This window comes from Aeromicrobium sp. 9AM (assembly GCF_902506105.1).
GTDB lineage: Bacteria > Actinomycetota > Actinomycetes > Propionibacteriales > Nocardioidaceae > Aeromicrobium.
Genome location: NZ_LR733304.1, coordinates 314,889 through 333,448 on the forward strand (window position 1 = coordinate 314,889; position 18,560 = coordinate 333,448).

19 protein-coding genes and 1 tRNA gene are annotated in these 18,560 nt (G+C 68.8%); 11 read left to right on the forward strand and 9 right to left on the reverse strand.

Annotation, left to right across the window (positions count from 1 at the left end; translation table 11 throughout):
- Nucleotides 1-33 precede the first annotated feature (33 nt).
- Together BOSE46_RS07605 and BOSE46_RS07610 are read left to right on the forward strand one after the other, a co-directional pair.
- Nucleotides 34-5,091, forward strand: a complete 5,058-nt coding sequence (locus tag BOSE46_RS07605; protein WP_201299572.1) for a family 43 glycosylhydrolase — start codon at nucleotides 34-36, stop codon at nucleotides 5,089-5,091.
- Nucleotides 5,092-5,175: 84 nt separating this feature from the next.
- On the forward strand, nucleotides 5,176-5,556 hold the full coding sequence (locus tag BOSE46_RS07610) for a hypothetical protein (RefSeq protein WP_159539669.1): 381 nt from the start codon (nucleotides 5,176-5,178) through the stop codon (nucleotides 5,554-5,556).
- Here the strand turns inward: BOSE46_RS07610 and BOSE46_RS07615 are convergent.
- A complete protein-coding gene (locus BOSE46_RS07615) occupies nucleotides 5,520-6,929 on the reverse strand; it encodes an NAD(P)/FAD-dependent oxidoreductase (protein WP_159539670.1) in 1,410 nt (469 codons plus the stop codon). The genes BOSE46_RS07610 and BOSE46_RS07615 overlap by 37 nt on opposite strands.
- Nucleotides 6,926-7,927 carry an AraC family transcriptional regulator gene (locus BOSE46_RS07620; protein ID WP_236551656.1) on the reverse strand — a complete coding sequence of 334 codons (1,002 nt, stop codon included), beginning with the start codon at nucleotides 7,925-7,927 and terminating at the stop codon, nucleotides 6,926-6,928. The genes BOSE46_RS07615 and BOSE46_RS07620 overlap by 4 nt, the downstream gene beginning before the upstream one ends.
- A 40-nt stretch (nucleotides 7,928-7,967) precedes the next feature.
- Between BOSE46_RS07620 and BOSE46_RS07625 the strand changes: the two genes are divergently transcribed.
- Nucleotides 7,968-8,261, forward strand: coding sequence for a hypothetical protein (locus BOSE46_RS07625; RefSeq protein ID WP_159539671.1), 294 nt, complete (start codon nucleotides 7,968-7,970; stop codon nucleotides 8,259-8,261).
- A gap of 2 nt (nucleotides 8,262-8,263) precedes the next feature.
- Here the strand turns inward: BOSE46_RS07625 and BOSE46_RS07630 are convergent, their stop codons facing one another.
- A complete protein-coding gene (locus tag BOSE46_RS07630; protein ID WP_159539672.1) occupies nucleotides 8,264-8,935 on the reverse strand; it encodes a helix-turn-helix domain-containing protein in 672 nt (223 codons plus the stop codon).
- Between the two features lie 45 nt (nucleotides 8,936-8,980).
- On the opposite strand from BOSE46_RS07630, the gene BOSE46_RS07635 reads away from it, so the two are divergent.
- Nucleotides 8,981-9,715: an MIP/aquaporin family protein gene (locus BOSE46_RS07635; protein WP_236551657.1), complete on the forward strand. Its 735-nt coding sequence runs from the start codon at nucleotides 8,981-8,983 to the stop codon at nucleotides 9,713-9,715.
- Nucleotides 9,708-10,112 carry an arsenate reductase ArsC gene (locus BOSE46_RS07640; protein WP_159539673.1) on the forward strand — a complete coding sequence of 135 codons (405 nt, stop codon included), beginning with the start codon at nucleotides 9,708-9,710 and terminating at the stop codon, nucleotides 10,110-10,112. Before BOSE46_RS07635 ends, BOSE46_RS07640 begins: the two co-directional genes overlap by 8 nt.
- Here the strand turns inward: BOSE46_RS07640 and BOSE46_RS07645 are convergent.
- The gene (locus BOSE46_RS07645) at nucleotides 10,109-10,834 is read right to left on the reverse strand and encodes an SDR family NAD(P)-dependent oxidoreductase (RefSeq protein ID WP_159539674.1); all 726 of its coding nucleotides are present in this window, start codon (nucleotides 10,832-10,834) and stop codon (nucleotides 10,109-10,111) included. The two genes, BOSE46_RS07640 and BOSE46_RS07645, sit on opposite strands and share 4 nt — an antisense overlap.
- A gap of 60 nt (nucleotides 10,835-10,894) precedes the next feature.
- Between BOSE46_RS07645 and BOSE46_RS07650 the strand changes: the two genes are divergently transcribed.
- Nucleotides 10,895-11,419 carry a MarR family winged helix-turn-helix transcriptional regulator gene (locus tag BOSE46_RS07650; protein WP_159539675.1) on the forward strand — a complete coding sequence of 175 codons (525 nt, stop codon included), beginning with the start codon at nucleotides 10,895-10,897 and terminating at the stop codon, nucleotides 11,417-11,419.
- A gap of 9 nt (nucleotides 11,420-11,428) precedes the next feature.
- Here BOSE46_RS07650 and BOSE46_RS07655 read toward each other — a convergent pair whose 3' ends face one another.
- Complete coding sequence (locus tag BOSE46_RS07655; RefSeq protein ID WP_159539676.1) at nucleotides 11,429-11,776, reverse strand: metalloregulator ArsR/SmtB family transcription factor; 348 nt, start codon at nucleotides 11,774-11,776, stop codon at nucleotides 11,429-11,431.
- Nucleotides 11,777-11,862: 86 nt separating this feature from the next.
- Here BOSE46_RS07655 and BOSE46_RS07660 point away from each other — a divergent pair, with 86 nt between their 5' ends.
- Both BOSE46_RS07660 and BOSE46_RS07665 read left to right on the forward strand, forming a co-directional pair.
- The gene (locus BOSE46_RS07660) at nucleotides 11,863-13,197 is read left to right on the forward strand and encodes an NAD(P)-binding domain-containing protein (RefSeq protein WP_159539677.1); all 1,335 of its coding nucleotides are present in this window, start codon (nucleotides 11,863-11,865) and stop codon (nucleotides 13,195-13,197) included.
- Complete coding sequence (locus BOSE46_RS07665; protein WP_159539678.1) at nucleotides 13,194-13,520, forward strand: hypothetical protein; 327 nt, start codon at nucleotides 13,194-13,196, stop codon at nucleotides 13,518-13,520. Before BOSE46_RS07660 ends, BOSE46_RS07665 begins: the two co-directional genes overlap by 4 nt.
- Nucleotides 13,521-13,522: 2 nt before the next feature.
- Here BOSE46_RS07665 and BOSE46_RS07670 read toward each other — a convergent pair.
- From BOSE46_RS07670 to BOSE46_RS07680, 3 genes are all read right to left on the reverse strand, one after another.
- Nucleotides 13,523-13,598 (reverse strand) — tRNA-Lys (locus BOSE46_RS07670).
- A gap of 63 nt (nucleotides 13,599-13,661) precedes the next feature.
- Nucleotides 13,662-14,585 (reverse strand): RNA polymerase sigma-70 factor, encoded by a 924-nt coding sequence (locus BOSE46_RS07675; protein WP_159539679.1) that lies wholly within the window; start codon nucleotides 14,583-14,585, stop codon nucleotides 13,662-13,664.
- The gene (locus BOSE46_RS07680; protein WP_159539680.1) at nucleotides 14,582-15,496 is read right to left on the reverse strand and encodes an NAD(P)-dependent oxidoreductase; all 915 of its coding nucleotides are present in this window, start codon (nucleotides 15,494-15,496) and stop codon (nucleotides 14,582-14,584) included. Before BOSE46_RS07680 ends, BOSE46_RS07675 begins: the two co-directional genes overlap by 4 nt.
- 218 nt (nucleotides 15,497-15,714) lie before the next feature.
- Here BOSE46_RS07680 and BOSE46_RS07685 point away from each other — a divergent pair, with 218 nt between their 5' ends.
- The 3 genes from BOSE46_RS07685 to BOSE46_RS07695 all read left to right on the forward strand — a co-directional run bounded on the left by BOSE46_RS07685 (nucleotide 15,715) and on the right by BOSE46_RS07695 (nucleotide 17,587).
- A complete protein-coding gene (locus BOSE46_RS07685; protein ID WP_188110630.1) occupies nucleotides 15,715-15,867 on the forward strand; it encodes a hypothetical protein in 153 nt (50 codons plus the stop codon).
- Between the two features lie 85 nt (nucleotides 15,868-15,952).
- Entirely contained in the window at nucleotides 15,953-16,570 is a 618-nt protein-coding gene (locus BOSE46_RS07690; RefSeq protein ID WP_159539681.1) for a DUF47 domain-containing protein, read from the forward strand.
- A gap of 3 nt (nucleotides 16,571-16,573) precedes the next feature.
- Nucleotides 16,574-17,587, forward strand: a complete 1,014-nt coding sequence (locus BOSE46_RS07695) for an inorganic phosphate transporter (protein WP_159539682.1) — start codon at nucleotides 16,574-16,576, stop codon at nucleotides 17,585-17,587.
- 179 nt (nucleotides 17,588-17,766) lie between these two features.
- Here the strand turns inward: BOSE46_RS07695 and pstB are convergent, their stop codons facing one another.
- On the reverse strand, nucleotides 17,767-18,546 hold the full coding sequence (gene pstB / locus BOSE46_RS07700) for a phosphate ABC transporter ATP-binding protein PstB (protein ID WP_056402530.1): 780 nt from the start codon (nucleotides 18,544-18,546) through the stop codon (nucleotides 17,767-17,769).
- Between the last annotated feature and the right edge of the window lie 14 nt (nucleotides 18,547-18,560).

Consider the following 18,560-nt stretch of genomic DNA (forward strand, 5'->3'; position numbering starts at 1 on the left):
GACATCATGAGCAGCCCTACCCTTTTTCGGTCTGTGACCCGGGTCACATCTGCCTGCTTGGCCGTTCTCGCGCTGATCGCCAGCCTCGTCGTCGGGCTCCCGATGGCGGCGCAGGCGGCAGATGTCACGGACGGGCTCGTGCTCAAGTACGACCTGACTCAGGCCTCGGGCACGACGGTCGTCGACTCCTCCGGCAACGGCAAGGACGGCACGCTGAACGGCGGCGGGACCTGGGGCGGGGCGAGCGGGCTGACGCTCGACGGGACGGATGACTACGTCAAGCTGCCCAACAACATCATGTCCGGCCTGACGTCGATCACGGTCTCGACCGAGGTCTACATCGAGCCCACGCAGGCCAACCCGTACTTCATCTGGGGGCTCGGCAACTCCGCGACGTCCAGCTCGGGCACGGGCTACTTCTTCGCCAGCGGCGACGCGTTCCGCACCGGCCTGACGACGACGAACTGGCAGGGCGAGAAGGTCACGAGCAAGAACGCCGCGCTCGCCCGTGGCGTCTGGAAGACCGTCACCTACACGCAGACCGGCACGACCGGCACGCTGTACGAGGACGGCGTCCAGGTCGCGCAGAACACCGCGGTCACGGTCAAGCCGAGCGACATCGGTGGCGGCACCACGACCAACAACAACCTCGGCAAGTCCAACTACGCGGCCGACAAGTTCCTCAAGGGCAAGCTGCGCAACTTCCGCATCTACGACCGGGCCCTGACTGCCGCCGAGGTCACCTCCCTGGCGCCGACCGACGCCGACATCGTGGCGTCCGACAAGGCCGTCCTGTCCCTCGGCGACCTCTCGGGCGTCACGAGCGACCTGACCCTGCCGGCCATCGGCCAGCGCGGCTCAGCAGTGGCCTGGTCCTCCAGCAACACCGCGGTCATCGCCGACAACGGCACCGTGACCCGCCCGGCCGCGACCGACGACCCGGCCTCGGTCACGCTGACCGCCACGCTGACCCGTGGCTCGGCCAGCGACACCAAGACGTTCCAAGCGACCGTGCTGCCCGCCGAGGGCGACCAGCAGAAGGCCGATGCCGACGCTGCGGCCATCAACATCCCCGACATCGACGACATCCGCGGCAACATCACCCTGCCCACAAGCGGCAGCCACGGCACGGCGATCGCGTGGGAGTCCGACAACGCCTCGGTCATCGACACGACGGGTGTCGTCCACCGCCCCGCCAACGGCTCGAGCGCCGCGACGGTGCACCTGACCGCGACCGTCACCGTCGGATCGGCCTCGGCAACACGCCAGATCACCGCCAAGGTCACTCCCAAGCCGGACCTCGGTCCGTACGCCGGCTATGCCTTCAGCTACTTCACCGGCGCCGAGGAGAGCATCTTCTTCGCCGCCAGCCGGGGCAACAACGCCCTGCAGTGGGACGAGCTCAACGGCGGCAAGGCCACGCTCAAGTCCACCAAGGGCACGACCGGACTGCGCGACCCGTTCCTGATCCGCTCTCCCGAGGGCGACAAGTTCTACCTCATCGCGACCGACCTCGACATCGACGCCACCGACTGGGACACGTCGCAGCGCAAGGGCAGCAAGTACCTCGAGGTCTGGGAGTCGACCGACCTCGTCAACTGGTCCGAGCAGCGCCACGTCAAGGTCTCGCCCGACACCGCGGGCAACACCTGGGCGCCCGAGGCCTACTGGTCCGACGAGCTCGGCTCGTACGTCGTGTTCTGGGCGTCGAAGCTGTACGCCGAGAGCGACACCAACCACACCGGCTCGACGTACCAGAAGATGCTCTACGCGACGACGCGTGACTTCCGGACGTTCAGCAAGCCCAAGGTCTGGCAGGACTTCGGCGCCTCGCGCATCGACTCGACGGTCCTCAAGGACGGCAACACGTACCACCGCTTCACCAAGGACGAGGGCGGCGTGACCGGCTGCTCCGACATCATCCAGGAGAAGAGCAACGACCTCCTCGCGGTCGACGACGCCAGCCAGCCCGGCTGGGACATCAACAACCCCGCGTGGAAGATCGAGGACTCCTGCATCGGCAAGAAGGCCGGCACGTCCGCGGTCGAGGGACCGACGGCGTTCAAGGCCAACGCGGGCGACACCTCCGGCTCGAAGTACTACCTGTTCACCGACGAGTACGGAGGACGTGGCTACATCCCGCTGGGCACCGACAACATCGACGCGCCGAGCTGGAAGGTCCCGGCCAGCTACAAGCTCCCCGGCAGCCCCCGTCACGGCACGGTCATCCCGGTCACGGCCGACGAGCTCAAGCGCCTGCGCAACGATCCCGACCCGGTCAAGGCCAACGCCGACGGCGAGGTCGTCCACTACAAGCTCGACGACACCTCGGGCACGACGGTCAAGGACTCGTCCGGCAACGGCTACGACGGCACCCTGAGCGGCGACGCCTCGTGGTCCGACGGCTCGCTCAACCTCGCCGGCACCAACGGGCACGTCAAGCTGCCCGACAACATCATGACGGGGCTCAACCAGATCACGGTCTCGACCAAGGTGTGGATCGACCCGAGCCAGGCCAACCCCTACTTCATCTGGGGCCTCGGCAACACCGACTCCGGAGGGGTCGGCAGCGGCTACCTGTTCACGAGCGGCAACGACAAGTACCGGACCTCGATCGCGACCGGCAACTGGACGACCGAGCAGACCGCCACGGACGACGCGTCCGCGCCGCGGGGTGCCTGGAAGACCATGACGTACACGCTCAAGGACGGCACCGCGACGGTCTATCTCGACGGCGTCAAGGTCGGCGAGAAGACCGGCGTCACGATCGTGCCCGGCGACATCGGTGGCGGCCGGACGACGGCCAACTACATCGGCCGCTCGGTCTACAACGCCGACAAGTACCTCAAGGGCAAGGTCGCGGACTTCCGCATCTACAACCGCGCCTTGTCCGCGGCCGAGGTCAGGGACCTCGGCGCCGATCCGACCGCGATCACCGACGTCGAGCTCGACAGCCTCAAGATCGACCCGATCATCGACGCGGCGTCGAGCACCGTGACGCTGCCGGTCAAGAAGGGCACCGACCTCACGGCGCTGCAGCCGGCGTTCGAGATCGCCTCGACGTCGACCATCACGCCTGAGGTCACCGGACCGATCGACCTCAGCACCGAGAAGACCTTCACGGTCACCGCGGCCGGCGGCCAGACCCGCGACTGGAAGGTCCGGGCGGTCGAGATGAAGTCGCCGATCCTGCCGGGCTTCAACGCCGACCCCAACATCGTGCGGTTCGGCGACACCTATTACATCTACGCGACGACGGACGGCATCCCCGGCTGGGGCAGCTCGAAGTTCAAGGTGTGGTCGTCCAAGAACCTGGTCGACTGGACCGAGCACGGCACGATCCTCGACCTCGGCCCGGACGTCTCGTGGGCTGACAGCAACGCCTGGGCGCCGACGGCGGCGGAGAAGGACGGCAAGTACTACTTCTACTTCTCCGCACAGCAGAACATCGGCGTCGCGGTCTCGGACTCGCCGCTGGGCCCGTTCACGGACCCGATCGGCAAGCCGCTGGTCAGCAAGGCCGACTACGGCAACGCCCAGCAGATCGACCCGGCGGTGTTCACCGACGACGACGGCCAGTCCTACCTCTACTGGGGCAACGGCTCGGCGTACGTCGTGCCGCTCAACGCGGACATGACGTCGTACGACGTGAGCAAGCGCGTCAAGATCAACGGCCTGACGGACTTCCGTGAGGGCCTGTTCATGAACAAGCGCGCCGGCAAGTACTACCTCAGCTGGTCGATCGACGACACCGGCAGCGAGAACTACCGCGTCGGCTACGCCATGAGCGACAGCCCGACCGGACCGTTCGTCAACAAGGGCGAGATCCTGACGAAGGACTCGAGCCTCGGCATCCTCGGCACCGGGCACAGCTCGATCATCCAGGTGCCCGGCACGGACGACTGGTACATCGCGTACCACCGGTTCGGGATGCCCGGCGGCGACGGCACGCACCGGGAGACCACGATCGACCGGCTCTACTTCAACGCGGACGGCACGATCAAGAAGGTCGTCCCGACCCTCGAGAGCGTCGACCCACTGACGTACGAAGGCGCGGCGCCGCAGGCGGCGATCTCGCACGCCGGCACCAACGGCTGGTACGGCAAGGGTGCCGAGCTGACCCTCACAGGTGGCGACGGCGTGAAGACGCTGCAGTACCGCATCGACGGCGGCACCTGGAAGACGTACGACGCACCCGTCGCGCTGGACGCCGGTACGTACGGCATCGACTACCGCGCCCAGGGCGACAACCTGCAGTGGAGCGACGTCTCGTCGCTCGACGCCAAGGTGGACCTCACGGACCCGGAGGTCGCGGACGAGCTCGCCGACCGCACGGTCACCCTGACCGCGTCCGACGCGGACTCCGGGGTGGCGGCGATCCAGTACCAGCTCGATGGCGGAGCCTGGCTGGCGTACACGACCCCGGTCGTGGTCGACGGCGCAGCCCACACGATGCAGTTCCGCGTGACGGACGTGGCGGGCAACCAGGGGGTGACGGGATCACGCGACATCCCGAAGGCCGACGATCCCGGACCGGGAGCGGCGCCTGTGGCCACCACGGCACCGGTCGTCCTGGGTGTGCCGAGAGTCGGCCTGCGGCTGACCGCGTTCGATGGCGAGTGGGACCAGACGGGCCTGACGTTCAGCCGCACGTGGCTGCGTGACGGTGTGCCGATCCCCAAGGCCACGGGGCGGACGTACCACCTGTCGGGCAAGGACGCCGGGCACCGCATCTCGGTGCAGGTGACCGCGACCAGGACCGGTGTGACGCCGGGCGTCGCGGTGTCGGCCAGGACCGCCAAGGTGGCCAAGGCCGCCAGCCACACCAAGGCGTCGCTCAACGACCGGACGGTGCGCAGCGACACGGTCGTCAAGCTCCATGCGTCGGTGAGCGGCAGCGGCTTCGTGCCCGACGGCAAGGTCGACGTCTACTACCGCGGCCGGCACATCAAGACGCTCACGCTGCGGAACGGCAAGGCGTCGTCGAGCTATCGCGTCGTCAAGCGAGGCAAGCACACGTTCCGGTTCGCCTACCGCGGATCGCCCGGCGTGCTCTCGAGCTCGGACTCGGTCAACATCCGCGTCCGCTAAGCCCCGGGCGGCACCACCTCCTCTCCTCCAGTGAGGTGGTGCCGGCCGGTTTCCACAAACCTTTCCAGTACCTGGAGAAATCGCATGGCTCTGCACGAGCTGGCCCGCACGGAGGTCCGGGGTCGCCACCACAGTGACTGGGTGGCGACGCTGGACCGGCTGCGCGCGCGAGGCATGGACGACGCCGGCCTCGAGCTGCTGGTCGAGTGCATGGCGGCGGCCGAGCGAGAGGCGTGGGCCGTCCAGGGCATCCCCACGCCGGAGTACGCGCACCGTGCGGCGGTGATCCACCGGCGCCGCCGGGACTATGCCGCGGAGGTCGAGGTGCTGGAGCGGTGGATTGCCGCCTGCCCCGAGCCGCGCGACCCCTACAGCCGGCTGGCCGTGCGACTCGTCAAGGCGCGACGCCTGTGGGACGCGGCGGGCGGTCAGACCCGGCGCAGGGCGTACCGGGCCGCGTTGTAGCCGCACATGCCGTGGGCGCCGGCGCCCGGTGGAGTGGCCGCGGAGCACAGGTAGACGCCGTCGGCTCCGGTCGCGTACGGGTGCAGGGTCACGCGTGGCCTGGCGATGAGCTGCCGCGCGGTGTTGGCGCCGGCGATGATGTCGCCGCCCACGAAGTTGGCGTTGCCCGCCTCGAGCTCGGCCGTCGTACGTACGTGGGTCACCAGGACGCGTTCGCGGAACCCCGGCGCGAACCGCTCGATCTGCCTCGTGATGGCCTCGGTCGCGTCACCGGTGAAGCCGGCCGGCACGTGCGCGTAGGCGTACAGCGGGTGCACCCCGTCCCGGGACCGGGTGGGATCGGCGACGTACTGCTGACCCACGAGGACGAACGGGCGGTCAGGCATCCGGCCCTGCGACACCAACCGCTCGGCGGCGGCGATCTCCTCGTACGTCCCGCCGAGATGCACCGTGCCGGCGGAGCGGGACGGCTCGTGCGTCCACGGCACCCCACCCTCGACCGCATAGTCGACCTTGAACGCGCCCGGCCCGTGCTGATAGCGCCGGTACGCCCGGGACACGCGCGCCGGCAGGCGGTCACCGACGATGGTGGCCGCGGATCGCGGCGAGGTGTCGAGCATGACGATGTCGGTGGGCTTGATCCCGGCCAGGGAGCGCACCGTCACACCGGTCTCGAACGTGACGCCGCGAGCCGTGGCGAGCGAGATCATCGCCCGGCTGATCTCGCCCGTCCCGCCCTCGGCGACCGGCCAGCCCAGGGCATGGGCGGAGGCGCCGAGCGCGACCGGTATCGACGACGACAGGACTCCGGAGAACGGCCGGAACGTGTGTGCGGCGGCTCCGGCGAACAGGCCGCGCGCCTCGGGTGTGGCCCAGCGGTGGGCGAGAGCCGGGATCGGCAGGGCGGCGTAGGTGCCGAACCTCGCGAGGTGGACCGGATGGCTCGGCACGCGGAGCACCGGCTGGAGGATGTCGTCGGTGAGTGCGCCGAATCGCTCCGCCAGCGGCCCGAAGACCCGCGTCCAGGCGCGGCCGTCCGAGCCGAGCCCGGCGGCCGTCTCGTCGACCGATCGCCACACGGCGCCGCCCCGTCCGTCGTCGAGCGGATGGCTGAACTGGACGTCGGGCCAGCGCCACACCAGTCCGGCGGCGCCGAGGTCGAACTCCTTGGCGAACGCCGAGCCGACGGCGAGCGGATGGATCGCGGAGCACTCGTCGTGCACCAGGCCCGGCAGCGTCAGCTCGCTCGAGGTCGCGCCGCCGCCGAGCCGGTCCGCGGTCTCGAGCACCGTGACCTCGACTCCCGCGGCGGCAAGGGTGAGGGCGGCGGCCAGGCCGTTGGGGCCGCTGCCGACGACGGTGGCGGTCGTCACCGCCTGCCGCGCCAGACGCTGGGTGACGTGCCGTGGTCGCGCTTGAACGCGCGGCTGAAGGCTTCGTCCGACTCGTACCCGACCTGGCGCGCGACGGCCGTCACCGACAGGGTCGTCGAGCGCAGCAGGTCCTCGGCGACGTGCATCCGCCAGCCAGTGAGGTAGCGGATCGGCGCAAGGCCGAGCACCGTACGGAACCGCTCGTCGAGCCCGGTGGACGAGACAGTGGCCTCCCGTGCGAGGTCGGCGAGCGTCCACTTGCGGCCGGGGTCGCCGTGGATCGCGGCGAGCGCGGGTGCGACGACCGGGTCGCGCAGGGCGGCCAGCCAGCCGGTGTCGGTCGCCGGCGCGTTGGCGAGGTGCAGCTTGAGCACCTCACGCAGCAGCAGCTGGGGTATGTCGGTCGGGGAAGCGACGCGGTCGTCGGTCACCTGGCTCGTCTGCTGGAGCACGAGGTCGCTGCTGGCCTTGACCCACGACCGTACGGGTCCCTCCGGTGGGGTCACCACGAAGACCGGTGGGAAGACGCCCATGCGGGGGTCGAACAGCAGGTCGTCGCACGCCAGGTAGCCGCACACGAACTGGCTCCTGTCGCCGCCACGACCGATCGCGATGCGCGGCACCGCGGCCCACGGCGGTGGCTCGATGAGCTGCCAGATCGGCACGACCTCGGCGGTCTCGATCCCGCCCATGCGGTGCTGATCGTTGTAGGGCAGCACGATGACCTCACCGTCGTGGGCCCACACCTTGTGGTTTCCGGCCTCGACCCAGCAGGTGCCCGATACGACCACGTGGAAGATGACGAGGCGCGCTGCGTCAGGGGCCAGCACGGCGGCGATGTCCTGCGACGGCAGCGATTCGTACGCCCACGCCTCGGTGCATTCTCCGTGCAGGAAGATCGCGCCGGTCAGCTCGACCTTGGCCAACGCGTCGGAGAGCGCGGCGGATCGGTCAGCCGTTGCGGCATCCCGGTCATGGTCGCCACGCGCCATCGTCATGAAACTGAGTGTGTCAGCACTTTCTCGAGGGAGACAGCACATGTCGAACCACACCACGGCCGATCAGTTCAACGCCACGGGCTTCTCCCGCTGGGTCAACGGAGCCGCGGGGCGCGCGTTCCGGCTCGTCGCCGGCGCCGCGTGGCTCACCTTCGGGCTGCTGTTCCTCGATCACTGGTGGGGAGTGGCGGCAGCGGCGTGGAGCTTCTTCCCCCTGAGCGCCGGCATCCTCGACCTGTGCTGGATCAGTGCAGCGCTGGGTGGGCCGCTCCGCAGCAGGACCATCCGCGCGGCCCAGGCGCACGGTGCGGCGGAGCGTTCGCCGGCGATCTGACGTCAGGAAGCGATCAGGCGAGGAGCAAGATTCGTGACGCGTCGTTCGAGCTCCGTGTACGCGAGGTCGAACGCCGCATCATTGCCTTGCGCCACGGGGTCCGGCACGGACCAGTGGAGGTTGACGGCTGGGCTGAGCTCTTCGTAGGCGTTGTCGCAGACCGCGACCACGTAGTCGTCATCGGCGGCGACGTCGGACAGCATCCTGGGCGTCGATCCGATGAGCTTCAACGAACGCCGTTTGGCGACCTCCTTGGCGCCGTCTGACACGCGCTCAGCTGGACGTGTGCCAGCCGATGCCACTGGTACGTCGCTCGCCCGGCGCCACAGCGCAGCGGCGAGCTGCGATCGCGCCGAGTTGGCCGAGCACACGAACAGGATCCGGCCGACGTGGAGCCCGTCGGCCGTCGGGGGCTCGACGAGCGAGGAGTCGAGGAGAGTCAGGTAGGTCCGACGGCGGTCGCCCTCGGATCGTCGGCGAGCGACCAGGCCGGCATCCTCGAGCACCTTGAGGTGATGCGCGAGCAGGTTGGACGGCAGGTCGACGACAACCTGCAGCTCGCTGGGGGAGCGGTCGCCGAGCGCCAGCTCCTCGACCACCATGAGGCGCGCGACGTCGGCCAGCGCCGCATGACGAGCGGCCCGCTCCACCAGGGAAGTTCGCTCAGTATTCATTGAGTCGAGTTTGACTGAGCTAATCGCACAGGTCAAGATGAACAGGTGATTTCCCCTGCACCGACATCAGTGCCCCAGCCGCTCGGCCGGCGGCTGCTTGCCGAGTTCCTCGGAACGGGTCTCCTGGTGGCGATCGTGGTGGGCTCTGGGATCGCTGCTGCGGACCTCTCACCTGACGATGTCGGTCTGCAGCTGCTCGAGAACAGCATGGCCACGGTCTTCGGCCTGGCGGTCCTGATCCTGATGCTCGGCCCGGTGTCGGGCGCGCACTTCAACCCGGTCGTGACGGTCGCTGACTGGTTCCTGTCTCGCCGAGATCCCGAGGGCTTCTCGGCCGCTCACATCGGGCCGTACGTCGTGGCTCAGTGTGTGGGTGCGATCGCCGGCGGGCTGCTGGCCAATGCCATGTTCGGTGTCGGAACGTCCTTCTCCGAGCACGAGCGCGCCAGCGGAGGGCACCTGCTGGGTGAGGTCGTGGCCACGGCCGGGCTGGTCCTCCTGATCTTCGCGCTCGTCCGGTCCGACCGTGTGGCGCTGGCGGCGCCGGCCGTCGGTGCCTACATCGGTGCTGCCTACTGGTTCACCAGCTCGACCTCGTTCGCCAATCCTGCTGTGTCGCTGGGCCGGATGTTCTCCGACACGTTCGCCGGGATCGCCCCGAGCTCGGTTCCGGCATTCGTCGTGGCCCAGATCGTCGGGGCGGCGATCGGTGTCGCCCTGGTCCTGGCGCTGTACCCCTTCCCATCGCCGCACGCCCACCAAGGAGAGCCCCATGCCTGATCGACCCACGGTGCTGTTCGTCTGCGTGCACAACGCCGGCCGCTCCCAGATGGCCGCGGGCTTCCTGCAGGCTCTCGGGGAGGGACGCATCGACGTACGTTCGGCCGGCTCGATGCCGGGCAACGCGATCAACCCGGTCGCCGTCGCAGCCATGGCGGAGGTCGGCATCGACATCGCCGGCGAGCAGCCGAAGAAGCTGACCGACGATGCCGTCATCGCGTCCGACGTCGTCATCACGATGGGCTGCGGCGACGAGTGCCCCTTCTTCCCGGGCAAGCGCTACGAGGACTGGGTCCTCGACGATCCGGCCGGTCAGGGCATCGAGGCCGTACGCCCCATCCGTGACGAGATCAAGGCCCGCGTCGAGCAGCTGATCGCCTCGCTCGAGCCCGCCTAACGGGTGGTGAAGGCGCCGCCGTTGAGGTGCAGGCACTGACCCGTGATGTGGCGGGCGTCCTCGCCGGCGAGGAAGAACGTCAGTCCGGCGACATCCTCGGGCGTACCGGGCCGCTTGTCGTGCGTCGCGGCGATCAAGGCGGTCCGGCGTTCGTCGCTGAGGTTGTCCCCGAAGAACGCCGTGTTCTCGATGTAACCCGGTGAGATCGTGTTGGCGGTGATCCCCTTCGGACCCACCTGCGCCGAGAGCCCGGCGATCCAGGCCGACACCGCGGCCTTCGAGGCGCCGTACGACGTGGCGGCGTACTCGGCGCCGATGGAGCCGACCGCGATGATCGTGGAACCGCGACCCATGCGAGGCAGCAGCGCGGTGGTGGTCAGCACGGCGCTCAACGTGTTGGCGGCGAGGTTGGCGGTCCAGGCGTCGGCAACGTCCTGCAGGCTCGGCTCGGCGACGTCAGGGGAGGCGAAGTCGGTGTTGCCGCCCGCCATGTTGACGAGCACGTCGACCTGCCCGTCGATCGCGGCGACCAGCGCCTCCACGTCCGCGGGTGAGGTGGCGTCGCACTGTGCCGCGCGCGCTCCGAACTCACCGGCAGCAGCTTCCGCGCGGTCGAGGTCCCGTCCGGTGATCAGCACTTGGTCGCCGGCGGCAGCGAACCGCTTCGCGACGGCCAGCCCGATCCCGCTGCTCCCGCCAGTGACGACGACGTTTCGTGTCATGCTTCCTCCCGAGTACGTTTAGGTCTAAACAGAGCCTAGCCCAACAAGAAGGAGCTCCGCATGCCCGGTCCGTCCGCTGAGGTACCTGTCCCGCCCCGTCCGGCATTCACGGCGGCACGGATTGCCGAAGCGTGGCAGCGTGAGCTGCCCGGGTCGGCGACCGAGTCGATCGAGGTCATCACCCCGCTGTGGCAGGTGGCCAAGCTGCTGGCCGACGATCGCCGCTCGACCCTTCGCGGGCTGGGCATCGATGCCGCGACCCTCGACCTGCTCAGCACGCTCAAGAGGTCCGGCGAGCCGTACGTCCTGACGACCCGCGAGCTGGCGGCGCGCTGTCTCGTCACGGCGGGTGCGATCTCGCAACGTCTCACCCGTGCGGAAGAGGTCGGGTACGTCCGGCGGGCGCGCTCGGGCAGCACCGGCCAGAACGTCTCCGTCACGCTGACCTCGAAGGGGAACGCGACGATCGAGCCGGCGGTGCGGCAGCTCCTCGACCACGAGCTCGAGGTGATCTCGGTCTTGAGCGACGCGGAGCGCGCTCAGCTCAGCAGCATCCTGTCCAAGCTGGTCGACTCGCTGACGTGACCGTCAGGGTCAGACCTGCAGGGTCTCGGCCAGCATCGGCAATGCGCCTGGCACCAGCGCGTAGTAGGACCACGTGCCGCGCTTCGTGCGCGTCAGGAGTCCGGCGTCGACCAGGATCTTGAGGTGGTGCGACACCGTCGGCTGCGACAGGTCGAGCGGCTCGTTGAGGTCGCAGACACAGGCCTCGCCGCCCTCGTGCGCGGCGACGAGTGACAGCAGGCGCAGCCGGGTGGGATCGCCGATCGCCTTGAACCGGGCGGCGAGTGCGGCAGCCTCATCGGCACCCATCGCGCCGCCGGTGATGGGGGAGCAGCACGCAGTGGCGGCGGACTCGAGCACGGTGAGCTGGGTGGGCATGGGTCCAGCATACCTGTTCATTGACATTTATCTATGAAGGGGTATCGTCGCATTCATCGAAACTTGTGAATGAACCAGGAGATCCCATGTCGAACCTGCAGCACCCGGAGCTTCCCGTCGCCGTCATCGGTGCGGGACCAGCTGGTCTCGCCGCGGCGGCCCAGCTGCGCAGCCGCGAGATGTCGTTCCTCGTGATCGAGGCGGGGTCAGTCGCCGGAGCAGCGGTTCGGGAGTGGTCGCACGTGCGCCTCTTCTCCCCGTGGTCGGAGCTCATCGAGCCGGCCGCGGCGGAGCTGCTCGAGACGACGGGCTGGACCAGCCCTGACCGGGACGCCTATCCCACAGGCGGCACGTGGGCAGACGACTACCTCCGGCCCCTCGCGGACGCCCTCGGCGACAGCGTGCGATTCGGCACAAGGGTCGTCGGTGTCGCGAAGCGTGGCCGCGACCGGCTCGTCGACTCGGGTCGTGAGGACGAGACGTTCACGGTGCACGTCGAGACGGCGGCAGGGGAGGAGCTGATCTCCGCCCGTGCCGTGATCGACGCTTCCGGCACCTGGTCCGGACCGAACCCGCTCGGCGGCGACGGCCTGCCGGCTCTCGGTGAGCGCGGGGCCGCGGATCGCATCGCCTACCGCATCCCCGACTTCGCTGAGCCCGGCACACGCGCGAGGTACGCCGGCCGGCACGTCGTGGTCGCTGGCACCGGCGCATCCGCGAAGGGTGCGCTGATCGGCTTGGTGGCTCTCGCCGAGGAGCACCCGTCGACGCGCGTCTCGTGGCTGGTCCGGCGGGCAAGCGTCGGCGCTGCGTTCGCCGGCAGTGACAGCGACGAGCTCGCCGAGCGCGGAGCTTTGGGTCGGCGAGCCGAGGAGGCGGTGGCGTCCGGCCCGGTTCGTACGCTCAACAGCTTCCGCACCGCGTCGGTCGATCGCGCCTCGGACGGCACCCTGACGCTGACTTCGGTGGACGGTCAGGTGCTCGACGGCGTCGACGAGGTCATCGCGCTCACCGGTTTCCGCCCCGACCTGTCGATGCTGTCGGAGATCCGCCTCGACCTCGACCCCGTGCTCGAGGCGCCGCGCCAGCTCGCTCCGTTGATCGACCCCAATGTGCATTCCTGCGGTTCGGTCGAGCCTCACGGCGCCAAGGTGCTGGCGCAGCCCGAGGTGGGCTTCTACCTGGCTGGCATGAAGTCGTACGGCCGAGCCACCTCGTTCCTGACCCTCACGGGATTCGAGCAGACCAGGTCGATCGTGGCGGAGATCGCTGGTGACCACGAGTCGGCGGCCCGCGTCGAGCTGACGCTCCCCGAGACCGGTGTGTGCGGCGGCTCGGGCGCCTTCGACGATGCCGCGAGCGGCGGCTGCTGCGGCACGACCGCCGGCCCCGAGCTCATCCCGCTCAGCGTGCGCCCATGACCGGGGTGCCCTGGGTGCCGTCGGCCTGCACGTTGCCGACGGTCGACCGGCCACTGCGTGAGGCCGAGTTCGATGCGCTTTTCGTCCACGACGTCATCGGAGTGGAGGACGCTCCGGAAGGTGTTCGCCTCGAGCTGCGTGCCGAAACTGACGTGGTGGCCCGGGCAGCTGAGCTCGCCGTTCGTGAGACGAGCTGCTGCTCATTCTTCAGGTTCGAGCTGTCGATCGCGCACGGGAACACCACGATGCTGGTGTCCGCGGTTCCGGACCACGCAGACGTGTTGGATGCGTTGGCCGACCGCGCAAGGTCGCTGGTCGGATGACCTGGTGGGCCCCGTGGGACTCGAACCCACAACCCGCGGATTAAAAGTCCGCTGCTCTGCCAATTGAGCTAGAGGCCCGCGCCGTATGACGCGCGTACACAGTCTGCCAGTGGCCGGTCCGGTTCGTTGAACCGGAAAGGGTCAGTGGCCCGACCGGCGGGCTCGCTTGATCTCGTCGGCCAGGGCCCACCCGTCGCCGACCGGACCGACATGACCCAGCTTGTCCGGGTTCACCACGGACCGGATGGTCTGGATCCGCCCGTCGAGCACCTCCAGCGTCATGGTGCCGACGACGCGCCCGTCCCGGTCCCGGAGCACGGCGCCGGGCGCCCCGTTCAGCTGGCGAGGCTCGATCTTGGCCTCGATGTCGGCCAGCAGCGGGAAGTTCGTCCCCAGCACCCGAGCGACGTTGATCGCTCCGTGTACGATCCTGGCGAACGCCGGCGCCTTGCCACCCCCGTCGCCAACCATCTGCACGTCGGCGGCGAGCAGCTCGCGCAGTGCGTCGACGTCCCCGCCCATGAGGGCGTCGAAGAACCGCGCGGCCAGCTCGTCCCGCACCTTGCGGTCCGCCTCGAACCGCGCCTGCCCGCCCTCCATGTGACGCCGGGCCCGGGCCGCGAGCTGGCGGCACGCGGCCTCCGACCGACCGACGGCAGCGGCGACCTCGGGGAAGCCGAACCCGAACACCTCCCGCAGGACGAACACGGCCCGCTCGAGCGGGCTGAGCCGCTCGAGCAGCAGGAGGGCCGCCATCGACACCGAGTCCGCCAGCTCGGCCGCGCGCGCCGGGTCCTCGTACGGGTCCTCGACCAGGGGCTCCGGCAGCCACTGACCGACGTACTGCTCCCGCCGGACCCGCGCCGACCGCAGCACGTCGATCGAGATCCGGGTCACGATGGCGGACAGGAAGGCCTTGGTCGAGGTGGGCTGGGTCGGCGTGGCCTCGAACCGCAGCCAGGCCTCCTGGACCGCGTCCTCCGCCTCGGCCACGCTGCCGAGGATCCGGTACGCGATCGAGAACAGCAGGCCTCGCAGGTCCTCGAACTCCTCGGCACGGGTCACGCGAGCTCCTTCTCGAAGCCCAGGCGCCAGGTGGGATAGCGCAGCTCCCAGCCGAGCTCCCGCTTGGCCTTGGCGTTGGAGAATCCGCGCCCCTCGGTCATCATGCCCACCATCATCTCGCCGGCGAGCAGCCGGGCAAGCCATGCGGGGATCCGTCGTGGCGGCTTGGCGCCGGCGCAAGCCGCGTAGAACGGCAGCCACTCGCTGAACGGTGCCGGCTCGTCGTCGACGATGTTGAACACGCCGCGCGCGTGCTGCTCGACGGCCAGGACGGTGGCGCTGGCCGCGTCGTCGACGTGCACGAACGAGGTGTAGCCGGTGCCGCCGCCCACGATCGGGACCATGCGCTTGCGGACGAACTTCAGCTGCTCCTCGTCCGCCCCGGCGCCGTAGAAGCCGCCGTAGCGCAGGACCGCGCCTTCGGCCCGGACGACGGCGTCCTCGAGGTGCTCGACGGCCTTCGTGCCCTCGACGACCTCCAACGGGTCGTCCTCACTCTTGATCCAGCCGCCCTCGCGGCGCCCGTTGAAGCTCGCGTGGCTCTGCGAGACCACGTGGGAGACGCTGGTGGCCTCCGCGGCGGCCAGCAGGTGGTCGATGCCCTCGCTGCGGAGCTGGTTGGTGGCCGCGAAGAACCGGTCTGCCTTGCGCGGGTTCAGCTTGCCGCCATGGGCCGGGGACAGTCCGGTCATCTGGTTCACGATGGTGTCCGGCGCGGCCGCGGCGACCGCCTCGCCGACCTGCGCCGCGTTCAAGCCGTCCATCACGACCGGCTCGGCGCCCAGCTGCCGCAGCATGTCGAACTTGTCCCTGCTGGTCGTGGTGGCCGTCACCTCGTGCCCCCGGCCCACCAGCTGCGGCACCAGCCGCCGCCCGATCACTCCTGTCCCACCTGCCACGAAAACGCGCATGATCTCTGCCTCCAGTCTCGAACGTCGCTGTCATATCCGAGACGAGGCAGCGGAGAATCCTGTGACACGGCCCGGATCCGCTGCTTGGTCCGGAAAGCCATGCGGCGCGTGGACCGACGAGATAACCTGTGGAGTCAGGGGAGGAACATCCTGGTGTGACACGTCATGATCAGGGTGACCACGTTTCTTCAGACCGACGCACAATGGGAGCACCCCTCATGCCGGAGCCTTTGGACAGTCGCCTACGCGACGACCAGGCGCTCGACGAGATCGAGCTGACGAGCCGCCTCATCATCGCGGCCTCCTCCAAGGACGGTCATCTCTCCCAACGCGAAGTCGACGAGATCCTCGGGATCGCGAAAGCCGGTTGACGCCTGAGTGGCACCGCAATTGACACTCTGGAACGCCGTGCCTCTAGCATGGGCGTGGCCTACCCAGCATTGACAGGAGCTAGTCGTGCGTTTTCGCATCCGACCGGTTGAAACGACGTTCTACGAACTGTTCACCGAGATGGCAAACCACTTGGTGCTCGGCGCCGACCTCCTGGCACAGATGCTGGACCCGGCGACCGACAAGGCATCCCTCGGCGAGCAGATGCGTGAGGCCGAGCACCAGGCCGACGAGACGACGCACAAGATCATCAAGCGGGCCAACTCGACGTTCATCACCCCGTTCGACCGCGAGGACATCTACCGACTGGCGAGCAGCCTCGATGACGTCATGGACTTCATGGAGGAGACCGTCGACCTCGTCGGCCTCTACGAGCTCGGTGACCTGCCGTCCGACTTCGCCCCGCAGGTCGAGGTGCTCCAGCGCGCGACCCAGCTGACCGCCGAGGCGATGCCCCGGCTACGGACGATGAAGGACCTCGACGAGTACTGGATCGAGATCAACCGCCTCGAGAACCAGGGCGATCGCTCCTACCGCCGCATCGTGGCCAACCTGTTCAGCGGCAACTACAAGTCGCTCGAGGTGCTCAAGCGCAAGGACGTGGTCGATTCCCTCGAGCACGCCATCGATGCCCTCGAGTCGGTGGCGAACACGGTGGAGCAGATCGCCGTCAAGGAGTCCTGAGTCGTGGACCTCACCTTGGCGCTGGTGATCGCCACCGTCGCCATCGCCCTCTTCTTCGACTACACCAACGGCTTCCACGACGCCGCCAACGCGATCGCGACCTCGGTGTCGACGCGTGCCCTGACACCGCGGCTCGCCCTCACGATGGCGGCGATCCTCAACTTCGTCGGTGCTCTCCTCGGCGTCGGCGTGGCCAAGACCATCAAGGACATCCTCACGGGGTTCGACGACATGTCGGCCAACCACGCCCTGACCGTGGTGCTCAGTGCCCTCGTCGGAGCGATCGTCTGGAACCTCATCACGTGGTACTTCGGCATCCCGTCGTCCTCATCGCACGCCCTGATCGGCGGCCTGATCGGCGTTGGCATCGCGGCCGGCGTCTCGGTCGACTGGGACAAGGTCGTCGAGAAGGTCGCCATCCCGATGGTGGTCAGCCCGGCGATCGGCTTCGGCGGAGCGTTCATCGTGATGCTCACGATCATGTGGCTGTTCCGGCGCGCCAACCCGCACACGCTCAACCGCGGCTTCCGCCTCGCGCAGACCGTGTCGGCCGCGGCACTGTCGCTGGGTCACGGCCTCCAGGACGCGCAGAAGACCATGGGCGTCATCGTGCTCGCGCTGATCGCCGGTGGCGAGCACTCCGGTGACGACATCCCACTGTGGGTCATCATCGCGGCGGCCAGTGCGATCTCGCTCGGCACGATGTCCGGTGGCATGCGCATCATGCGCACGATGGGCCGCCGCATCATCGCCCTCGACCCGCCGCGTGGCTTCGCAGCCGAGTCGACGGCCGCGATCGTCCTGTACGGCATGGCGATCGGTGCCCACGCCCCGGTCTCGACGACGCACACCATGACGTCGGCCGTCATGGGAGCCGGCGCGACGAAGCGTTTCAGCGCCGTACGGTGGGGAGTCGCCCGCGGCATCATCACCGCCTGGATCATCACGATCCCGGCCGCCGCCGGTGTCGGCGCGCTGACCTACTTCCTGCTGCACATGGTGATCCCGGGGAATTAGCTCCCTCGGTGGTTGAGGTGCCAAGGCCGCCTGCGGCCGGAGCCTCGAAACCTCGCGAGCTGAAGTCCCAACGCGCCCCTGGTTGCGCTGGTGCTTCATCTCGCGAGGTTTCGTCATTGGGCGGCTTCGCCGCGATCGCTCAACCTGGGTTCAGCGCTCGGCCGCGGGCGGCCTCAACCTCACCCAAACCGGCCCTGGATGTAGGCTTCGGTGGCTGAGTCGGTCGGGTTGGAGAAGATCGTCTCCGTGCGACCGTGCTCGATCAGGCGGCCGGGCTTGCCGACACCCGACAGGTTGAAGAACGCGGTCTCGTCCGAGACGCGGGCCGCCTGCTGCATGTTGTGCGTGACGATGACGATCGTGTACTGCGACTTGAGCTCGTGGATCAGGTCCTCGATGACGCTGGTCGAGATCGGGTCGAGGGCCGAGCACGGCTCGTCCATCAGCAGGATCTCCGGCTCGACCGAGATCGCGCGGGCGATGCAGAGGCGCTGCTGCTGGCCGCCGGAGAGGCCCGAGCCGGGACGGTCCAGGCGCTCCTTGACCTCGGCCCACAGGCCGGCGCTGCGCAGCGACCGCTCGACGATGTCGTCGGCCTCGGTCTTCTTCATGCGCTTGCTGTTGAGCTTCTGCCCGGCCAGCACGTTGTCGTAGATCGACATCGTCGGGAACGGGTTGGGGCGCTGGAACACCATGCCGATCATCCGGCGGACGTTCACGGGGTCCATGTCGGCGCCGTAGAGGTCCTGGCCGTCGATCAGCACCTTGCCCTCGACACGGGCGCCGCGGATGACCTCGTGCATACGGTTGAGCGACCGGAGGAAGGTCGACTTGCCGCAGCCCGAGGGGCCGATGAACGCCGTGACGGACTTCGCGGCGATCGGGATGGTGACATCCTCCACAGCGAGGAAGTCGCCGTAGTAGATGTTGAGGTCAGAGACATCGATGCTCTTGGCCATGACAGAGTCCTTTC